Genomic DNA, 20157 nt, shown 5'->3' on the forward strand with positions numbered 1-20157 from the left:
CCCACAATGCTCGTCCCCTAAGTGACGACCGACATTGTGATATCAACAGGTTTTACAGGGAGACGACACATGATTCGAATCAACGAACACTACACCAAACTCAAAGCATCCTACCTCTTTTCGGATATCGCCAAGCGCGTCTCCGCCTTTCAGGAGGCCAACCCTGAGATGGATGTCATCAAACTCGGCATCGGGGACGTGACCCGCGCCCTTCCCCAGGCCTGTGTCGAGGCCTTTCACAAAGCCGTGGACGACATGGCCACCGAAGAGGGTTTCCACGGATACGGCCCCGAACAGGGATACGCCTTCCTGCGGGATGCCATTGCGGAAAACGACTTCCAGAGCCGGGGCGCCGACATCTCCCCGGACGAGATCTTCATCAGCGACGGCGCCAAATGCGACACCGGCAACATCCAGGAGATCTTCTCAGGGGACGCCACCATCGCCATCCCCGACCCGGTCTACCCGGTTTACCTGGACACCAACGTCATGGCCGGGCGCACCGGCGTCAACACAGACGGACGTTACGACGGGGTCGTCTACCTCGACTGCCGGGAAGAAAACGGCTTTATCCCCGCCCTGCCCGAAACCCGTAGACCTCATCTACCTGTGCTTCCCCAACAACCCCACGGGCACCACCATCACCAAAGAGCAGCTCAAGGCCTGGGTGGATTACGCCAAAGAGAACCGCGCCATCATCCTCTATGATGCCGCCTACGAGGCCTTTGTCACCGACCCGAGCATTCCCCGCTCCATCTACGAGGTGGAGGGCGCCAAAGAGGTGGCCATCGAATTCCGCAGCTTCTCCAAGACCGCCGGTTTCACCGGTACCCGTTGCGCCTTCACCGTGGTTCCCAAAGAGCTCAAGGCCTGGGACACCGAAGGCAACGCCCATTCGGTCCACGCCCTCTGGAATCGCCGCCACTGCACCAAGTTCAACGGCGTCTCCTACCCCGTCCAGAAAGCGGCAGCCGCCGTCTACTCTGAGGAAGGCAAGGCCCAGGTCAAGGGACTGGTGGACTACTACCTCAACAACGCGGCCATCATCCGCAAGGAGATGGCAGCCCTGGGATACGAACTGGTGGGAGGGGACAACTCCCCGTACATCTGGATCAACGGCAAATGCGACTCCTGGGAGTTCTTTGACCTGCTTCTCACCAAAGCGGGAGTCGTCTGTACCCCGGGGGCCGGTTTCGGCTCCTGCGGAAACGGGTTTATCCGCATCAGTGCCTTCAACAGCCTGGAAAACGTCGAAAAGGCCATGGCCCGAATTCGAGAGGCATTGAACTAATGTTCACGCCCCCCGCCCCTGACCGGGCGCGGGGGGCACACACAGGAGCATCCTAAATGAACAGATGGCTTTGCCTGAGTATGGTTGTGCTCTTCACCGTCGCAGCCGGTTGCAGCCAGCCCGCCGACAAGGAAACCACCGACACCAAGAAAAGGACCGCCTTTGTCACCATCGGCACAGGTGACATCACCGGGGTGTACTACCCCACCGGTGGGGCCATCGCCAAAATCGTCAATAAAAAGCGGGAGACCTACGGCATTCGGACCACGGTGGAGGCCACCATCGGATCGGTCTACAACGTCAATGCCATCATGTCCGGAGACCTGGAGTTCGGCATTGTCCAGTCCGACCGCCAGTACCAGGCCATCAACGGCATGAAAGAGTGGGACGGAGCGCCCCAGAAAGACCTGCGCGCCGTCTTCTCCATTCACCCGGAATCCGTCACCCTCCTTGCCGCGGTGGACGCCGACATCAAAACCATCTCAGACCTCAAGGGCAAGCAGGTCAACATCGGCAACCCCGGGTCCGGCCAGCGAGGCAACGCCATCGACGCCCTGGAGGCAGCGGGCATCAACTGGCAGACCGACATCAAAGCCAAGTCCGTTGAAGCGGCCAAAGCGCCGGGCCTGCTTCAGGACAAGAAAATCGACGCCTTCTTCTACACCGTGGGCCACCCCAGCAGCGCTTTCAAAGAGGCCACCTCCGGAAGCCGCCCCACGCGGTTTGTGGCCATCACCGAAATCGACGACCTCATCAGGCGCTTCCCCTATTACGCCAAGTCCTATATCCCGGCAGGACTCTACCCCGGCGCCGCCAATGAAGAGGACAACCCCACCTTCGGGGTAAAGGCCACCTTCTGTACCTCGGCCAAGATGCCTGACGACGTGGTGTACGCCATCACCAAAGAGGTGTTCGAAAACTTCGAGGAGTTCAAAAAACTCCACCCGGCCTATCAGGTGATCACCAAAAAAAGCATGCTTGAAGGCCTCTCCGCCCCCTTGCACCCCGGGGCCGTCCGGTACTACAAAGAAGCGGGCCTCATGTAAGGCCCGAAAACCGTAAAGGCCATCGACCGTTTCTCCATGGATCACCCGAGCCTGGTCAGCCCAGGGGCACCATGCCCCAGCAACAGGCACCGGGGCCGACGTTGACGGAGATGGCTGCCCCGGCCTCCACCACGTGGATGGTGTGCACCTCCTTTCCCAGGGCATCGGCCAGCCTGTTCCGCAGGTAAAAGGCGCTGGCCTCGGCATCGCAATGGCACACCCACACCTCCAGGGCCCCTTCTCCCCGCAAACGGGCGGCACAGGCGACCATCTCATCCAGGGTCCGGGTCATGCCCCGGACCTTGCAGACCAGGGCCAGCCCCCCGTCCCGCATCTCCAGGAGAGGTTTGATATCCAGCATGCCACCCAGCACCGCCGAAAGTCCCCCCAGCTTTTTTCCCCGCTTGAGCCAGGAAAGGTCGTCCACGACAACCTGGATCACCCCCGATGCAAAGGCAGATCCCAAAGCCTCCCTCATCCCCTCCATGCGCCCGTGTTTTTTCAGGTACCGAACGGCCATCAGGGTGTACATGGCCTGACCGATACTTACCGAGCAGGTGTCGACCACCGTCACGCGCTCGGCATCGGCCGGATCAAGAGCTGGAGATTTCCGCGGATTCCAGCAATGCAAAGCCGGGCGGAAAGATGAAAGGAGATCACCCGGTCATAACGGGCCAGGAGGAAGTCGTAGAGATCCGCATACGCGGCAGGTGCCGCGGCACGGGTGACGACCTCGGCCCCCTTCTTCATATGCACCAGCAGCTCGGACGGGGTGATGGTAACCCCGTCCAGGTGGTCCACCCCGTCCACCACAACATGCACGGGCACGCACCGTATCCCCAGTTTTTCAGCCACCCCGGCCGGAAAGTCCGCGGTGGAATCCGTGACAATAGCTATTCTCTGTCCCATGGAGCTCCTGCGTCCTTTGTTTCGGGTATTCTATGGTTAATGTCAGCCTCAAAAGCTCATTGCCCATTGAATTTAGGAACCTGCCGGCTTGCCGGTAAGGCCCAAACGGTCAAGCCGGTGTATCTGTGGCGTTGCGCCGGGCACGCACCGCTGTTTTCTCCTTCCGGCAATAGCAGATGAGCCTCCCGGAAGGCTCCAGCCCCGGACGCATGATCAGCACGCCCTTTCCCTCGCCGTTGACCCGGGCCAGGGGGATGTCCCCGTCCCTGAGCTCCTCCACCTCCTTCTCCGTAAGGAAGGCCTGCCCCTTTTCCATGCGCCTCACCGCCTCGATGATAAAAAAACCGTCGGAAAAGGCCACATGGGCCACGTTGTCCTTGCCTGTGAGGAGGGTCTCTTCAGCCCTGCGGGCCACCCCCCGGTACACCCGCCCAGGGGCCATGTGGGAGGCCGCCCGCAGGGCCGCCGTCCGTGGGCATGCCACATTCAGGCCACCAGACCATCATCCCCTCCCGTGACGCCTCTTCGTACACATCGGCGCTGAGCATATCGGCGCACACGGTCTGAAACCCCTGATCCGTAGCCAGGGAACAGGCATCCCGCCGCGTCTCAAGAAAAGCCACGGGCACGTGCAGGGAGAGAAGCCGGGCAAACTCCCGGCTCATGGGGTTGGACCCCACCAGGAGGATGCCGGTCTGGGCCTGGGGCACCCGTACTTTCAACAGGGAGGCCAGAGGGCGGCACAACACCGTGGCCACCACACCGGAAAAAAAGATGATGGCCATGGTCTGGTTAAGAATCACCTTCATCTCGTAGGGGAAACCGGGCAGCTCAAAGGCAGCGTAGGAGGCCGTGGCCACCGCCACGATGCCCCTGGGCCCGATGATGCCCATGTACCAGCGCTCCCGAAGGGTCACATCCGACCCGGCCATGGCCAGGTGCACGGCCAGGGGGCGTACCACCGCCCCCAGGATAATGGCCACGGCCAGCATGGTGGGCCAGAGGTGCAGAAGCTCCAGTGGATTGACAAAGGCGGAGAGCATCACGAACATGGTGCTGATAAAGAGGCTGGCGATCTGATCCTTGAAGTGACGGATCCCCACCACCGCGTCACCGCACTTCAGAGAGAGGTACATGCCGGCGACCACAACGGCCAGAGGACCGGAGGATTCCACCAGCTCACCGGAAAGGAAAAAAAGGGCCACGGCCCCGCCAAAGGAGGCGATACCCGACAAGGTGGGGTCTTTCAACTTTTCCAGCCATGCCACAATGTGCTTAAGCAGCATGCCCCCCGCAAGGCCCACGAGGCTTCCGGCAAAGGTTCCCAGAAGCAGATGGGAAAAGACCCCGGCGGTGATCACCCCTCCCTTGGAGACAAGGATCAGCTCCAGGGCCAGGGCGCTTACCATGACCCCGATGACGTCCCCCCAGAGGGACTCCCAGTTCAATAGCGTCTCCAACCGCTGGTTCAGGGCCACGCTCTTGAGAATGGACCCGATGACCGTGGGGCCTGTCACCACGATAAGGGCACCGAAAAAAGCGGCAAAAAGCCAGGGAATGCCCGTGAGATAGTGGCAGAGAAAGGCTGCGGCCCCTCCGGTGATGGGGATGGTGATAAACAGAAGGCGCCTGATGGCCTTCTTCTCCATGCGAAACCCCTGGATGGAAAGGGAGAGCCCCCCTTCAAAGAGAATGATGGCCACGGCGATCTCCACCATGGGGGCGATGCCCCCGCCGATGGCCGCCTCCGTGCGGATCAGGTTGAGCCCGGCCGGGCCAAAGACAAAGCCGCAAATCAGGTAGAACACAATGGCGGGAATTTTGTATGCCCTTGAGATAATGTACGAAAAGACCCCCAAGGCGATGGAAAGAGAAATCGTCTGGAATGCGTCGTGGGACATCACCACCCCTGTCGTTCATGAGTGTTTTTCCATGGGATTGCCTGGGAGAGGCGGGAGAGACACACCGGGTTTCCCGGGCACGGGACACAACCGAACAGCGCCGTGAACAAGCGTCACCTTAGAAAAAATACCACACGCCACAGGGCGAATCCATCCCTTTTCGCAACTATTCAGTCTATCTCCGCAGGGTCGCTTTTTTGAAAAAAAAGCCCCACCAAAACCGTTTCTCATGATGAACATATCGAAACTATTTCGGCGGGGCCTGTCAATGGGGCCTTAAGACTTGTCTGTCAAACTTTTTAACCATTGGGTCCCAGGCAGGGTCGTCGGGGGCTTTTTTGACCGAAGCGGGTCCCCCTTGTCTACCCCAGAAGCCTGGCAAGACGCTCCCGGATCAGGACTTCAGCCTCGTCAACGATACGCTGGACAAGCTCGGCCACCGTGGGGATGTCGTGGATCAATCCGGTCACCATCCCGGCTGTCCAGACCCCGGCGTCCAGGTCTCCGGTTTCATACACCGCAGCCCCGCGCTTGCCGCTCACCAGGGGAGCCAGCTCTTCGATGGTGACGTCTCCCCGTTTCTCAAGGGCCATCACCTCCTCGGCAATCCTGTTTCTGTAAATGCGGGCGGTGTTGCTGAACGAACGCAAAATCAGGGCGGTTTGGCGCTCATCGGCATCCACCAGGGCCTTCTTCACATTGTCGTGGATCGCAGCCTCCCGGGTGGCCAGGAAGCGGGTGCCCATGTTCACGGCATCCGCCCCCAGGGAAAGGGCCGCGGCCAGGCCACGCCCGTCCCCGAACCCGCCCGATGCGATGATGGGGATGGAGACGGCATCGGCGGCCAGGGGCAACAGCACCAGGGCCGGGATGTCGTCTTCCCCGGGGTGACCGGCACACTCGAACCCGTCCACGCTCACCGCCGCGCACCCGAGCTTTTCGGCTTTCAGGGCGTGGCGCACCGAGGTGCACTTGTGGATCACCTTGATGCCGGCCTTTTTAAACAGGGGCATAAAAGGCTCAGGGCTGCGTCCGGCGGTCTCCACAATGGTGATGCCTTCTGCCACCATCACCTCCACATAGGCCTCGTAGGAGACGGGCTTCAGGGTGGGCAGCAGGGTGAGGTTCACCCCGAAGGGTTTGGATGTGAGGGCCCTCACCGCAGCGATCTCGCCTGCCAGGCCCTCGGGGGTCGGATGGGTCAGGGCGGTGATGATCCCCAGCCCCCCGGCCTCGGACACGGCGGCCGCCAGCCCCGCACGTCCCACCCACTGCATTCCGCCCTCGATGACGGGGTGCTCAATGCCCAACAGATCCGTTACCCGTGTCTTCATAAAGGCCTCCTGTTCATCCTTGGAATTAAATACGACGATGACATCAACCAGCCCCATTGCCCTGGGATGGTCAGCGTTGAAAATAAGGCGCCTCCGGCTTTCAAAAACAGGCCGGGTCCATCATCAATCCCTCGTTTCTTTTCAACTGTGTACATAGTAAGATCACATATTCCCATGTCAATCATACAGCAAAGGTGATCCCGGGCACAGACATGCCCACCGCCTTGTGATAAGGTTTCCCGGCACCGAAAAAGGCATGTTCCTGCCTTCCCGGGCATACACCCCGTCGAGCCGCTCCGTGCAGGTTGCAGGACTCGCACAGGCGGTGGGAAACCGCCGGTGTCAAGGCAATTGGCCTCCCGGTCTCCTTGACACCACGGGGAGCGTCAACTAATCTATGGAATGCGACTGTTTAACACCACACTGCCGGGCCAGGGCCCGGCAGATAACGACGATGCGCCTCCCCCCCTGCCCCAAGAGAGGGCTCGGCACCAAGCAAGGCACTGCGCGACGTCACGGAGGACCCATGATCAAAAAAACAGTGATGACCACCCTTGTCCTTTTCCTGCTTCTGGTGCAGACGGCCGGTGCCGTGGGAACGGACACTGTGGAAGCCCTGCTGAAGGGGAAACTCGATTTTATCTTCTTTACCCTGAAGAGAAACGATATCCAGCTTGAAGAGAAAAAAGCCCTCATCGTGGAGAACGTCTCCCCCATCTTCGATTTTTCCCTCATGGGCAAACTCACCCTGGGCAAGAAAAACTGGTCCGGCCTCACCAAGGAGCAACGGAAAACCTTTATCCACACCTTCACCGAGGTGATGAAGAGCTCCTACTCGGACAAGCTCTCCCTGTACACCGATGAAGAGATCGTCATCCTTCCCGTAAAAAATGCCAACAGCAAAAAGGTGGTCATCCCCACGGAGCTCATCTCCAAGGAGAACCGCTACGCCATGAACTACAAGTTCTACAAATCAAAAAAAGGATGGAAGATCTACGACATCGAGCTCCAGGGGGTCAGCATCGTCAAGACCTACCAGAGCCAGTTCAACCAGGTCCTCAACGAAGAAGGCTTTGACGAGCTCATTACCAAGCTCAACCACATCAAGGTCTGAGCCCCAGACACGCGCCGTCGGATGCCCGGTTCCTTCGGCGCGCCTTTGCCCGACGCTGCCTTCCCCCACAGACACCCTGAAAAGGCCCGATCCCCATGGAGCGATTCAACCACCTCATCGAACGTATATACCGCAACACCATCTTGAAGTACCCCATCCTCACCCTGGTGCTGCTTGCTGCCCTCACCCTCTTTTTCGCTTATGAGATGAAGGACTTCCGGCTCGACGCCTCTGCCGAGACCCTGGTCCTGGACAATGACGAAGACCTGAACTACTTTCGCCATAAGCCTTCGGACAGCAGGACTACCTCATCATCGCCTACAAACCCAAAGGGGATCTCTTCTCCGAGGGGGTTTACGAGGACCTTACCGCCCTCAAGGCCGAGCTCTCCGAGGTGAGCCTGGTGGAGTCGGTCCTCACCATCCTGGATGTGCCCCTGCTGGAGAGCCCGCCCCTGCCCGTCAAGGAGCTGGCCGCCAACATACGAACCCTGACCTCCCCGGAGATCGACCAGGCCATGGCCCGGGAGGAGATCCTCCAAAGCCCCGTCTACAGGGACCTTCTTGTCAGCCCCGACGGCACCATCACCTCGGTGATCATCAACCTCACGTACGACCACACCTACATGGACCTTCTGGGCAAACGTGATGCCCTGAAAAACATCGCCCGGGAACGCGACCTCACCCGGGAGGAGAAAGCGGCGCTGAAGCAGGCCGAAACCACCTTCTGGCAGTACAGGGAAGAGGCACGGAGCCTCCGGCATGACGACATCGCCGCCATTCGCGCCATCATGGACACCCACCGGGACAAGGCCGACCTCTTCCTCGGCGGGGTCTCCATGATCGCCGACGACCTCATCACCTTCATCAAAAACGACATCCGCCTCTTCGGCGGGGGCATGGCCCTCTTTCTCGTGGTAACCCTGGGCCTCATCTTCGGCCAGGTCCGGTGGGTGATCCTGCCCATGCTCTGCTGCTTTGTCTCGGTGATCCACATGTCGGGCATCCTGGGCTTCATGGGGTGGGAGGTGACCGTCATCTCATCGAACTTCATCTCCCTGCAGCTCATCATCACCATGGCCATCGCCATTCACCTCATCGTGCGCCACAGAGAGCTCCACAAAGCCAACCCCCAGTGGAGCCAGATGGACCTTACGGCCCGGGCCGCGGCCCTCATGGCCACCCCCTGCCTTTTTGCCACCCTCACCACCATCGCAGGGTTCGGCTCGCTTATCTCCAGCGACATCCTGCCCGTCATCACCTTCGGCTGGATGATGAGCGCAGGGATCGTGGTCTCCCTGTGCGTCACCTTTATCCTGTTGCCCGCCCTGCTGGTGCTGCTTCCCAAGGGACGCCCCCCGAAACGACTCACCCTGAGATTCCCGTTGCCCGAGATCCTCGGCGGCTTCACCGAAAGACACGGCCGGGGCATCCTCACGGCCTCATTCCTGGCCCTCCTCTTCTGCCTCACCGGCATGATGCGCCTGGAGGTGGAAAACAGCTTCATCGACTACTTCAAAAAATCCACGGAGATCTACCAGGGCATGAAGCTCATCGACGACCACCTGGGCGGCACCACCCCCCTGGACGTGGTCATCACCTTTGACGAACCCGAGCAGGCCGCGGAGGAGGCCACCGAATTGCCGGAAGACGACGAGGCCAATGGAGACTTTGCCGACTTTGAAGAGTTCGAAGAGATCGAAACCGGCGACAAGTACTGGTTTACCCAGGACAAGGTGGCCCTGGTGGACAAGGTCCACACCTACCTCGATGCCCTGCCCGAGACCGGAAAGATCCTTTCCCTGGCCTCCCTCACCCGCATCGCGGAAAAATTAAACGACGGCAAGCCCCTGGACAACTTCGCCCTGGCCCTTCTCTACAGCGAAATTCCCGATCAGTACCGGGAACTCCTCTTGAAGCCCTACGTCTCGGTGGAGCACAACGAAGCCCATCTGTCCATCCGCATCAAGGACTCGGCGCCGGAGCTGCGCCGGGACGAATTCCTGAAACAGGTCAACGCAGGGCTCATCAACGAGGTGGGGCTGGCCCCGGACAAGGTGAAGCTCAACGGCATGCTGGTGCTCTACAACAACATGCTCCAGAGCCTCTTCTCCTCCCAGATCCTTACCCTGGGCATCGTGCTGGCGGCCCTGGCCGGGATGTTCCTCCTTCTGTTCCGCTCTCCGGTCATCGCCCTCATCGCCCTGCTCCCCAATATTCTGTCCATCGGCGTGGTGCTGGGACTCATGGGCTGGCTGGGCATCCCCCTGGACATGATGACCATCACCATTGCGGCCATCAGCGTGGGCATCGCCGTGGACGACACCATCCACTACATCCACCGGTTCAAGGCGGAGCTGGAAAAAGACGGGGACTACATGGCCACCATGCACCGCTGCCACGGCTCCATCGGCCACGCCATGTACTTTACCTCCATCACCATCATCTCGGGGTTCTCCATCCTGGTCCTCTCCAACTTCATCCCGAGCATCCTCTTCGGCCTGCTCACGGGCCTGGCCATGGCCATCGCTCTGGTCTCAGCCCTGACCCTTCTGCCCAGGCTGATCCTCATCCTTCAGCCCTTCGGAAAGGAAGCATCCGCCCCTTGAGGAAAAGAGGCACACACCTTATCTTTCGGCAACGGGGCCATGGCCCCGTTGCCGGAATTTCTCCCCCCGTCGTTCCAACATCCCAACACCACGGCAAAGGAGACCAAAAGCAACTTACTCGAAGCAGCTGCGAGTAGAAAAAGATCTCCCTTCAAACATTGACAACACGTCAAACCCTGCATAGATTTACTCGTTCAGTGATGCTTCCCCTTGCAAGGTTTTCCTTCTTCGGGCCCGACACGCTGAGTTCAATGACATAACACCGAACCCAAGGGCCACCATGACGCTTCGAATGACACCACGATTCCTGTCCCGCTTCACCCTCTTCCTGCTTACCCTGCTGGTGGTCTCGTTTTCCGTAAGCGACGCCGACGCCAGGCGATCCAGTCGCTCCAGCCGGTCAAGCCGCTCCAGCTATTCCAGCCACTCCTCCTCTTCTTCTTTCTCGAAGAGTTCCAGCTACATAATGGTCCAGCCCCAGCAAAAAGGTATGGGGCCAACGGGACGGCGGCGGCATATATGGAAAGCAGAAAACCAAACAAACGACCCAGAAGTCGTCCGGCTACGCCAAACCGGGAAGCACCCAGCCGAAGCAGTCGGTGGCGACCCAGAAAAAAAGTTCGGCAAGCGGTTACAGCAAGCCCGGGGCCACGCCCCCGAAAAAGAAGTTCACCAGCACCTCGTCCTTTGACAAAAAGACCGCCACGGCCCTGAAGAAAAAAAAGGCCGCAGCGTCTTATTCTGCCTACAAGAAGGAAACGGGCAAGTTCAAACAAAAGAGTGAGACCGTCAAGGCCTCCTCCTATGCATCAAACCCCATCTACCGAAAGACAAAAACATACAGCGACTTTGACTATCGCACCCATTACCAGCGCCGAAACAGCTACTACCGCGGGCGGGGCTGGACGCCTCCGCGCTACGCCTACCGAAGCCGGTCCCACTTCGGCATGTGGGACGCCATGGTCTGGTGGATGGTCCTGGACAACCTGGGAAGCCGGAACAGCTACGCCATGGCCTACCACCACGCCGACGACCCCGGCTACCGCCAGTGGCGCCAGGAGGCCGATCGCATGGCCCAAGACGACGCTCAATTGCGGGCCAAGCTCAACGAACTCGACGCCAGGGTGGCCACCCTGGACGGCACGCCCAGGCAATCCGGCTACCTACCCGAGGGCATGCCCCCGGAAGTGGCCCTCTCCGCCGAAGCCCTTGCCAGTAAGAGCGTGGACAGGCCCACCCTCACCCTGGCCACCGCATCACCAGGCGGCAACTACACGGCCTTCGGAACCATGCTGAAGGAGTCGGCCCCGTCCGTTGACGTGAACCTGCGCACCACCGCAGGCTCCATGGAAAACCTGCGCCTTCTGGTTGCCAAGGAAGTGGACGCCGCCATCGTCCAGTCCGATGCCTTTGAGGTGTTCCAGCGCAGCTTTCCCAAAATGCCCCTTGCCGCCTCCGAGCAGGTGGCCCTCTACCCGGAGGTGGTGCAGATGATCGCCAATCGGAAGTCGGGAATCCAGACCGTTCAGGACATCGAGCCCGACGGAGAGCACATCCTCTACATCGGCCCACGGGGCTCGGGCACGGCCATGACCTGGGAAGGCCTCTGCCTGCAGGACAAAGGGTACCGAAAGATCCGGACCCAGAACGCCAGCTACGACGAGGCCCTGCAGCAGGTCATCAACAACCCCAGGGCCGTCATGATGTTTGTCTCCGGCCTTAACTCGGACCTTCTGGCCAGGGCCGAAGCCGTGGCCAAAGAGACCAAAAAAATCCGCCTCGTCCAGGTGGACGACTGGGACTTCAACGACGCCCGGGACCGCAACTGGAACCGCATCTACGAGTTTGTCACCATCCCGTCCAAAACCTACCCGGGACTCCAGAAAGGATTTATCCTGGGCAGTGACGTCGAGAGCATCGCCGTTTCCGCCGTTCTCGTGGTCCGCACGGACTGGGCCCGGCAATACGGCCCCGAAGCCATGGACGCCCTCTCCTTTGCCATCATGGAGAGCAAGCCCGAAATCCAGAGGCGAACCAACGGGTTGGACCGCTAATTTACGTTTAAGGAGTTGTTTTGGGAGTATTTAACCTGTTCAAGGCCGTGGCCGGAAAAAAAATGGACACCGCAAAGGAGACGTTCACCAAGGGGAAAAAGGAACCCGTGGACACCCAGTTGCCCCTCCAGATCCATCTGGGCAGCAGCCTGGCGCTAGACACCACTCCGTTTCTCATCCACGGCGAAGCCATCACCCAGCCCCGCCCCGGGGCCAAGTACCATGATCATCGCTGGGCGCCATCGACCTGGACGGGTCTGTGGTCCATCGGTTCTACCTGGAGTCGACCGATGACCCCGAAGCCAAATCCATGCTCCAGGTGGTGGAAGGCGACGGCATCGAAGAGTGCCGCCTCTTTGCCTGCCTGGACGAGGTGTACCCCGAATCCGAAGAGGAATGGGCCTTCTGGATCGGGGACGAAGATGGCTACATCGGGCTCCCCGCCTTTGAAGACAAAGAGGGCAACCTCTACGACCGGGCCTGGGGAGACGGCGAGGGCCGCATGGCTCCCAACGAATTCAGCGAAACCCTCTTCCTCGACCGCTTCGGAGACAAGACCGTCTCCCTTGACCACGCCGCCATGCTCTACGGCCGCTGGATCGACGAGGAAAGCGAGATGGCCGAGTACATTCTGGTCTCCAGAGAAGAGAACACCGACGGAAGCGCCCTCGTCCGGATCTCCACCGGCATCGATGTGATCCCCGAGTCCATCACCGTCAAATACTAAACCGGTGGACAATCCCCTGGTTCACGAAAACTCAACCCCCTCGGGCCTCGGGGTGTGGCATTCGCTGACGGAGGCTGTTTTATAATTTGATTATCGCATCCCGCAACCATGACAGATAAGGAGTAACATTCCATGGGTTTTTTCAGTTTTGTGACATCATTCGGCAAAAAGAAGAGCGAAAACGTCGGCCAGAGCATTGTCCAGATCCTGGCCTCCTGGGACCCTGAAACCGCCTCCAAGGCAGAGCTTGAGCAGATGGAAAAACGGCTCAACAAGCTGGTCCAGGAAGTGGGAGAGGCCCGCCAGGTATACAAGAAAGAGCAGGCCGAAGCAGACGCCATCAAGGGCCTTTACGACCAGCGCCTCAAGGCAGCTGAGATCCTTCAGACACGCCTTGCAGAGGAACCGGGAAACGCCGACGCTGAAAAGGCCCTCACCGAGCTGGTACAGCTCCTCGAAGAGATGCAGCCTGAGATGGAAGTGGAAGAGCAGGAAGCCGTGGAAGCCAAGGCCTTCATGGAAGAACTCGAAGAGGTGGCGTCCCTTTCCGCCGAAAAGCTGAAAACCGCCAAGAAGAGCCTTGAAAAAGCGGTTCAGGACATGAAGCGGGCCAAGGTCCGGGAAGAGCGGGCCAAAGATTCAGCGGAACGCGCCGCCAAACTCGCCGGGCTGCGCGAGGAGTCCGACCAGCTGGGCAGTGCCCTCTCCGCCATGCGCAAAAACGCCGATGAGGCCAACGCCAAAGCTGAGGCCGCCCGCATGAAGGCCAAGCTCCTGGCACCCGGCAAGGCCGAAAAAGAAAACGACCTCATCGCCTCGGCCATGAAAGAGGCGGGCGGTTCCGCCCCGGCCACCAGCTCCATCTCTGACCGCCTGGCCGCGTTGAAAAAATAACACGCCAGGGCAGACGTGATGCCCCTTGCTTCGTTCCCAGGCCCTGCCTGGGAACGATTCACAAAGCCCCCCCTCCCTCCATCCACGGAGCCCCACACAAAGCCCCTTTACTTCAGGCATCAATCAAAGATATTCTTTGGTGAATGTTTTCAGGCCACTGTTCACTCACCCGGTCTTTCTTCTTCACACCCGACAGCCCACCAGGGAGCTGCCCCATGGACAATCACCCCACGCCGCCTGAAAAGGCTGCACCCCAGGCTGACGCCACAGCACCCGTCAAAAAAAAGTCCCGTTTAAAACGATGGCTGGTTCGCCTCTCCGCCTTTCTCACCATTTCGGCCGTCGCCCACGGCATCGGGGCCTGGACCTCGGTCCACGCCATCATGGAGACCCGCACCGCCCAGGGGGCCGTTGCCTGGGCCGTCTCCCTCAACACCTTTCCCTACCTGGCCGTTCCCCTCTACTGGGTCTTCGGCCGCAGCGAGTTCCAGGGCTACACCACGGCCCGTCACCGGGTGGACGAAGAGCTGCTGGCCCTGGAGCCGGAGGTGGAGGCCGCAGGGGACAGCTTTCTCGTAACGCCCAAAGATCCCCGGGGGAGCCACCGGGTCCTCACCCGCATGACCGAGCTGCCCATGACCACAGGCAACGACGTGGAGCTGCTCATCGACGGGGACCAGACCTTTGAGAGCATCTTTGCGGGCATGGATGCGGCCAAAGAGTACATCCTCGTCCAGTTTTTCATCGTCAAAAACGACGGGCTGGGCCAGCGCCTCAGGGACAAGATGATCGAAAGGGCCCGGGCCGGTATCAAGGTCTATTTCCTTTACGACGAAATCGGCTGCCACGCCCTGCCCCGGAGCTACTTAAACGCTCTGCGCGAAGCAGGGGTCGAGGTTTCGGCCTTCGGCACCACCCAGGGCCGGGGCAACCGCTTTCAGCTCAACTTCCGCAACCACCGCAAGATCGTGGTAACCGACGGCACCACGGCCTGGGTCGGGGGCCACAACGTGGGAGACCAGTACCTGGGCCTCTCCCCCAAATTCGGTCACTGGCGGGACACCCACGTGCGCATCGTGGGCCCATCTGTCCTTGCCGTGCAGCTCGCCTTCCTCGAAGACTGGTACTGGGCCACCCGCAGCTTTGTGGAGCTTGACTGGCTGGCCGCACTCTCGCGGCAGGGGGACAAGGTGGTCCACATCATCCCCTCCTCCCCGGCGGATCCCCAGGAGACCACCGGTCTCATGTTCCTGGAAGCCATCACCACAGCCAGGGAACGGATCTGGATCGCCAGCCCCTACTTTGTCCCGGACGAGGGGATCATCGCCGCCCTGAAGCTTGCCGATTTAAGGGGCGTGGAGGTAAAGATCCTCATCCCCGACGACCCGGATCACAAACTCGTCTACCTTACGGCCTTTACCTTCCTGCGGGACCTCGAGGGCACGGACATCAAGATCTTTCGGTATCAGAAAGGGTTCCTCCACCAGAAGGTGATGCTCGTGGACCGCGAAGCCGCAGTGGTGGGCACGGCCAACCTCGACAACCGCTCCTTCCGGCTCAACTTCGAGATCTCCGCCCTGGTGGTGGATGCCCCCTTTGCCGCCGAGGTGGAGCCATGCTCAAAGGCGACTTCATCTCCCGCCTCATGACCCCCAACGAGCTGGATAACAAACCCTTCTGGTTCCGGTTTGCCGCCCGTGCTGCCCGGCTTACGGCGCCGGTGCAGTAACATCCCGCACAGGAGCTCAAGCGTCCCCGTCCCCCCATCGTTTCCTGGTCAGACCGAACCGCTTGAGCTGGGCGTAAAGGGTGGAGCGCTTGACCCCCAGAACCTCCTCGGCCCGTGCGATGTTGCCCTCGGACAGGGTCATCACGTGCCGGAGGTACCGCCGCTGGAGCTCCTTGAGGGTGGGCAGGTCGTCGTAGAGGGTCGGGCCGCCTTCGCCCCGGGCCGGGTCTGCCTGGCCCCCGGAGGACTCGGCGGGCTGCAGCATGAACTCCAGTGTTTCGCCGTTTGAAAGGATGGCAGCCCGCTCCACCACCCCTTTGAGCTCCCGGATGTTGCCGGGCCAGGGGTAGCTCTCCAGCCCCTTGATCTGCCCCGGTGTCAACTCGGGCAGGGCCTTGTTGTAGCGCTTGGCAAAATGATCGAGGAAGATCCTGGCCATGTAGGAGATGTCTTTTCCCCGCTGCCGAAGCGGGGGCAGGGTCAGGGGGACCACAAAGAGCCGGTAGAAAAGGTCCTCGCGAAAGCGCCCCTTTTTCACCTCCTGGGTCAAATCCCTGTTGGTGGCCGCCACCAGCCGGAACTTGGAGTGGATGGCCCGGGTCCCTCCGACGCGGGTGAACTTCCTGTCCTGCAACACCCGAAGGAGCTTGACCTGAAGAGACAAAGGGATCTCCCCCACCTCGTCGATGAACAGGGTCCCCCCGTTGGCCATCTCAAAAAAGCCCGTCTTCTGCTTCACCGCCCCGGTAAAGGCCCCCTTTTCATGGCCGAAGAGCTCACTTTCAAAGAGCGATTCCGCCATGCTGGCCGGGTGCACCGGAATAAAAGCCCCCTCCCTTCCGCTGGCCTCGTGGATATACCTGGCAAAAAGCTCTTTGCCGACCCCGGTCTCCCCTAAAATCAGAACCGTTGCATCGGTGACCGCGGCCTGGTTTGCCTGCTGCAGAATCGACTGCATCAACTCCCCGTAGTACACAGGTGCTGAAGAGCCCTGGTACTGGGGCCGGATGCGCTTGGCTTCCCGCGCCTCATGGAAGCCCAGGGCCGAACGGACCTCGGCAGAGAGGACCAGCGCCAGCTCATCGTTGACGGCATCGAGGGTCTGCCTGAAGACGTCACGGGTGTGTTTGCTCTCGGCGTAGAGAAGCAGGGACCGGCCGTCCTCCACCTGCAAGGGAATGCAGACAGAAGCCACCGCCTCGGTTTCGATGCGGCGGATCTTGCCCAGCCTCAGCGCCTCGTCAAAGCGAGGGACCACCGGGTCAGGTCGGTGGTCGACCCGGGCCCGGGGTAAGTTGCACCCCGTCACGTACCCCACCTCTCCCTTCTCACCAAGACGCAAAAGAACCACGCGCTCGGCAGCGAACTCCCGCTGAACCAGGCAGACAAGATCCTGAAAGTAATCGACCGTGTCCCCCCGGGACGGCATGTCTTTGAGCGCTCCCGCACACTGCCGCATCAGGTTGGCCGGCTTGGGCATCTCCAGAGGGGTCTCTTTTTTGATCGACACCTCTCTGGGACAGCAGCCTCCCGCTGCTTCTCTGCCCGGTTCAACGCCTCCAGCATCGCCTCGGTGGGGACCTGGTACAAAAGGCACCCTGCTTCATGGAAGGTCTTTGCACTCAACCGGAGGTGCCGCGCCACCGATGAGCGGGGAGCCCCCGTGTCAAAGGCGAACAACCCCCGGGCCCGAAGGGCGATGCCGGTCAGGACCTTGTTCTCCCCCTCCAGTGCCCGGTCCAGCTCATGCTCCAGATCAACCCCCGGAAAAGCCGGATACCCCCTGCGACGGAACTCCACGCAAAGCTCCAGGGTGTTGGCAGGGCCGAATACCGGCTTTGGGATCCCGTATCGCCGAACCGTCTCAAAGCAGGAGCCCATGCACTCGTATGCTTTGGAAATCTCGCCGCGGCTGAAGCAATAACAGGCCTTGACCTGAAGCAACCCGGCGTATACCGCGGTGTGCTGTGCCGGCGTCACGATCTCCTCGACCCGCCGGAGGTGGGCTTCGATCTCCTGCTCCTTGCCCTTAACAGGCATGAGCACCGCGCAATACTGAAGCCGCCACCACACCTCGGCCACCTCCAGGCCCAGGAGCCTCGCCCTCTGATAGCCTGAATCCGCGATGCCCAACGCCAGAGGAAAGTTGCCCATGAGGTGCGCTGCCCCGCAGGAGGCCAGGGGAAAGATCTCGCTGAGGAACCGGCAGTTCCATAAGGGGGGATGAAAGGCGGCCATGTTGTGATGGTGGAGGAGTTTCCGCATGTCCCCACGGAAAAAATAGAGGGGGCAAAGAAAAATGGACGAGCGCAGCCGGATATCCCTGTCCCCTAAGATATGAATGGTGTCGATGCACTCGGCAAGGGAAGAGCCCGCCCCGGAAAAGGGCTCTCCCACCAGGCAGTGCAGCATGCCCTGGGCAAGGGCCAGGATGGATTTCAACCGCAGGTCCCCGCGCTCAATCACAAGCTCCATGGCCACGCGGCACAAGGCCAGGGCCTGCCTCAACCCTTTGCTGAGGTAGATGCAGACGTCCTGAACCGCCAGGACAAGCTCGATATAGGCCAGCTGCTCCGCTTCCCCTTTGCTGCGGACCTCGTAGGCATGGAGCAGCCCCATCACGGTGTCGAGCCGCTCCAGGGTCCTCGGGGTCACCTCGATGCCGACCTGCGTGACGATCTCGTTGATCAGCCCTTCACACTCCCCCAACACATCCGTGGCAGCAACCATGCCCAGGTCCTCCATCGTCCCTCCTGATTGTCCAATAAATTGTAAACCGATTTATACTTTTTTAGACAACGTACAGTTTTATTGATTCACCCTACACAAAGGAACTTCTCCATGTAAACATCCTTTTTTCATTCCCGCCAACGTTCCCTCACAACAACCATTCGTGTTTTCAAAACAAACCTCTCCAGGCACGCCCCCAGCCACCATAAAAAACGCTGTTTTCCACAATTCGGCACGCACTTTGCTCTTAACCCCGTCATCCCACAAAACAGGTTTCACTCGACTGAAAAAAAGGGACTGAGGAAGGAGGCCACCCCTTTTCGAAGGTAAATCTATTTTTTTGTATTTGTGAATTTTTCGAGACACCAGCTGTGTCCAGCAGCTCAGCGTATCAGGAGAGAAACGCAATGATGGAGAGTATGAAGTACCTGAAACACCTCGTGTGCGGCACCTTGTGCCTTGCCATGTGTGTCACTGCCCGGGGGACGGGCGCAACGGAGTTCAAGGTTCAGGCGGAACTGACAAACCAGGCGTTTTACCTCGGAAACACCGAGTTCAACCCCGATGCCAACATCGTGGACCCCTTCACCGTCCACAGCCGCCTCCGCACGGAGGTCGAGGCCAAGATCAACCCGTATGCCTCGGGCGTGGCCCAGGTTGAAATCGGCTACATCCCCTGGGGCAACGACTCCCTGGGCAGCGTGGGCCAGGGGGCAGGCGGCGCCCTGGGTACCGACGGCGTCAACGTGGAGACCCGGCGGCTCTATGCCAAGGCCCAGATTCCCGACACCCATTTTTTCTTTGATATCGGCCTTCAGGGCCAGCTCACCCTGCCCACGGCCGCCTTTCACTCCCCCATCTTCTTCGACGACGTGGCGGCCCTGGTGACACGCTACGACAGGGGCAAAGAGGGCGGAGTCCGCATGCTCTGGGCACGCCCCACCCGCGACCCCTTCAAGGGAGACAACGGCAACATCGAAATCGGGGCCATCGACGGCTGGTTCTCCCTGGGCAACCTTACCGCCATGCCCTACGCCATGTACTCGGACATCGGCAAGGACACCACCATTTACATGCGAAACTTCGGCAAGCGCAGCCACCCCGGCCAGGGGGTCTTCTTCACCCCCACCACCGACGCCGACGGGTACTGGTTCGGCCTCCCCCTCTCCTACACCCCGACGGAAAACCTCTACCTCGGAGCGGACCTGATCTGCGGCACGGTGCAGTCGGAGACCCGCCATGAAGAGGCCGAAGGCTACCTGGCCACCCTCAAGGTCCAGCACACCATCCCCGGCAAGTTCGCCACCGTCCTCTCCGGATGGTACGGCAGCGGCAACGACGCCAACACAGACAACGGCATCGAGGTGCTGCCCGTGCTCAGCGGTCCCCAGTCCCGGGGTCTCAAGGCCACCACCCTGGCCACCGATGCAGATATCCGTGGGCGCCGTCACCAAAACCGGCCAGGGCACCGCCGGGGTGAACCTGGGGCTCAAGGGCATCCGCCTTTACAAGGGCATCCTTCTGGATATCGGCGCCAGCTACATCACGGGCACCTCGGAGAGGGGCCACGGCATGCCCCTCTATTTCGGATGGGATTTTGCAGGCCAGAACATCGGCTTTGACAAGGGGGACTACGCCCTGGAGTACACCGTGGACACGGACTGGTGGATCACCAACAGGGTCCGGGCAGGCATCAGCTTAGGCGCCGTGGACATGCGCCTGGAAGGGGAAAGCCAGAGCAACATCGCCACCAAGGCAACCTTTGCCCTGTCTTACTACATCCTGTAAGGCGCCGGCAAAAAGCATTCCGACAACCCAAC

At 60.4% G+C, this 20157-nt stretch carries 19 protein-coding genes; 12 read left to right on the top strand and 7 right to left on the bottom strand.

Annotation, left to right across the window (positions count from 1 at the left end; all coding sequences use genetic code 11):
• The first annotated feature begins 69 nt into the window (after nucleotides 1–69).
• The 3 genes from ACOYW1_RS24080 to ACOYW1_RS24090 are packed head-to-tail and all read left to right on the top strand — an operon-like array spanning nucleotide 70 to nucleotide 2337.
• Nucleotides 70–708 carry an aminotransferase class I/II-fold pyridoxal phosphate-dependent enzyme gene (locus tag ACOYW1_RS24080; RefSeq protein WP_482420059.1) on the top strand — a complete coding sequence of 213 codons (639 nt, stop codon included), beginning with the start codon at nucleotides 70–72 and terminating at the stop codon, nucleotides 706–708.
• Nucleotides 608–1291, top strand: coding sequence for an aminotransferase class I/II-fold pyridoxal phosphate-dependent enzyme (locus tag ACOYW1_RS24085; RefSeq protein ID WP_482423807.1), 684 nt, complete (start codon nucleotides 608–610; stop codon nucleotides 1289–1291). The genes ACOYW1_RS24080 and ACOYW1_RS24085 overlap by 101 nt, the downstream gene beginning before the upstream one ends.
• A gap of 56 nt (nucleotides 1292–1347) precedes the next feature.
• Complete coding sequence (locus ACOYW1_RS24090; RefSeq protein ID WP_482418128.1) at nucleotides 1348–2337, top strand: TAXI family TRAP transporter solute-binding subunit; 990 nt, start codon at nucleotides 1348–1350, stop codon at nucleotides 2335–2337.
• Between the two features lie 55 nt (nucleotides 2338–2392).
• On the opposite strand, the gene ACOYW1_RS24095 is transcribed toward ACOYW1_RS24090, so the two are convergent.
• The 5 genes from ACOYW1_RS24095 to ACOYW1_RS24115 form a co-directional block, all read right to left on the bottom strand.
• Entirely contained in the window at nucleotides 2393–2911 is a 519-nt protein-coding gene (locus tag ACOYW1_RS24095) for a DegV family protein (RefSeq protein ID WP_482420060.1), read from the bottom strand.
• Nucleotides 2908–3246, bottom strand: a complete 339-nt coding sequence (locus tag ACOYW1_RS24100; protein ID WP_482420061.1) for a DegV family protein — start codon at nucleotides 3244–3246, stop codon at nucleotides 2908–2910. The genes ACOYW1_RS24095 and ACOYW1_RS24100 overlap by 4 nt, the downstream gene beginning before the upstream one ends.
• 109 nt (nucleotides 3247–3355) lie before the next feature.
• Nucleotides 3356–3688, bottom strand: a complete 333-nt coding sequence (locus ACOYW1_RS24105; protein ID WP_482420062.1) for a hypothetical protein — start codon at nucleotides 3686–3688, stop codon at nucleotides 3356–3358.
• Complete coding sequence (locus ACOYW1_RS24110; RefSeq protein WP_482420063.1) at nucleotides 3645–5147, bottom strand: cation:proton antiporter; 1503 nt, start codon at nucleotides 5145–5147, stop codon at nucleotides 3645–3647. Before ACOYW1_RS24110 ends, ACOYW1_RS24105 begins: the two co-directional genes overlap by 44 nt.
• A 362-nt stretch (nucleotides 5148–5509) precedes the next feature.
• Nucleotides 5510–6481 carry an NAD(P)H-dependent flavin oxidoreductase gene (locus ACOYW1_RS24115; RefSeq protein WP_482420064.1) on the bottom strand — a complete coding sequence of 324 codons (972 nt, stop codon included), beginning with the start codon at nucleotides 6479–6481 and terminating at the stop codon, nucleotides 5510–5512.
• A gap of 526 nt (nucleotides 6482–7007) precedes the next feature.
• Between ACOYW1_RS24115 and ACOYW1_RS24120 the strand changes: the two genes are divergently transcribed.
• From ACOYW1_RS24120 to cls, 7 genes are all read left to right on the top strand, one after another.
• Nucleotides 7008–7595: an MlaC/ttg2D family ABC transporter substrate-binding protein gene (locus tag ACOYW1_RS24120; protein ID WP_482418132.1), complete on the top strand. Its 588-nt coding sequence runs from the start codon at nucleotides 7008–7010 to the stop codon at nucleotides 7593–7595.
• A 95-nt stretch (nucleotides 7596–7690) separates the two neighbouring features.
• A complete protein-coding gene (locus ACOYW1_RS24125) occupies nucleotides 7691–7993 on the top strand; it encodes a hypothetical protein (protein ID WP_482420065.1) in 303 nt (100 codons plus the stop codon).
• Between the two features lie 5 nt (nucleotides 7994–7998).
• Entirely contained in the window at nucleotides 7999–10203 is a 2205-nt protein-coding gene (locus ACOYW1_RS24130) for an efflux RND transporter permease subunit (protein ID WP_482420066.1), read from the top strand.
• A gap of 599 nt (nucleotides 10204–10802) precedes the next feature.
• Nucleotides 10803–12257 (top strand): TAXI family TRAP transporter solute-binding subunit, encoded by a 1455-nt coding sequence (locus ACOYW1_RS24135; protein WP_482420067.1) that lies wholly within the window; start codon nucleotides 10803–10805, stop codon nucleotides 12255–12257.
• Nucleotides 12258–12498: 241 nt separating this feature from the next.
• Nucleotides 12499–12984: a DUF2491 family protein gene (locus tag ACOYW1_RS24140; RefSeq protein ID WP_482423808.1), complete on the top strand. Its 486-nt coding sequence runs from the start codon at nucleotides 12499–12501 to the stop codon at nucleotides 12982–12984.
• 132 nt (nucleotides 12985–13116) lie between these two features.
• Nucleotides 13117–13878 carry a hypothetical protein gene (locus tag ACOYW1_RS24145; protein WP_482420068.1) on the top strand — a complete coding sequence of 254 codons (762 nt, stop codon included), beginning with the start codon at nucleotides 13117–13119 and terminating at the stop codon, nucleotides 13876–13878.
• Nucleotides 13879–14093: 215 nt separating this feature from the next.
• Nucleotides 14094–15527, top strand: a complete 1434-nt coding sequence (gene cls / locus ACOYW1_RS24150; RefSeq protein WP_482420069.1) for a cardiolipin synthase — start codon at nucleotides 14094–14096, stop codon at nucleotides 15525–15527.
• Nucleotides 15528–15623: 96 nt separating this feature from the next.
• On the opposite strand, the gene ACOYW1_RS24155 is transcribed toward cls, so the two are convergent.
• Nucleotides 15624–17117: a sigma-54 interaction domain-containing protein gene (locus tag ACOYW1_RS24155; RefSeq protein ID WP_482420070.1), complete on the bottom strand. Its 1494-nt coding sequence runs from the start codon at nucleotides 17115–17117 to the stop codon at nucleotides 15624–15626.
• Complete coding sequence (locus ACOYW1_RS24160) at nucleotides 17066–18352, bottom strand: hypothetical protein (protein ID WP_482420071.1); 1287 nt, start codon at nucleotides 18350–18352, stop codon at nucleotides 17066–17068. The genes ACOYW1_RS24155 and ACOYW1_RS24160 overlap by 52 nt, the downstream gene beginning before the upstream one ends.
• A 392-nt stretch (nucleotides 18353–18744) precedes the next feature.
• Between ACOYW1_RS24160 and ACOYW1_RS24165 the strand changes: the two genes are divergently transcribed.
• Nucleotides 18745–19959, top strand: a complete 1215-nt coding sequence (locus ACOYW1_RS24165; protein WP_482420072.1) for an alginate export family protein — start codon at nucleotides 18745–18747, stop codon at nucleotides 19957–19959.
• Nucleotides 19910–20125, top strand: coding sequence for a hypothetical protein (locus ACOYW1_RS24170; RefSeq protein WP_482420073.1), 216 nt, complete (start codon nucleotides 19910–19912; stop codon nucleotides 20123–20125). The genes ACOYW1_RS24165 and ACOYW1_RS24170 overlap by 50 nt, the downstream gene beginning before the upstream one ends.
• The last annotated feature ends 32 nt before the right edge of the window (nucleotides 20126–20157 follow it).

The sequence above is a fragment of the Desulfoluna sp. CYM3A genome (genome assembly GCF_056829965.1).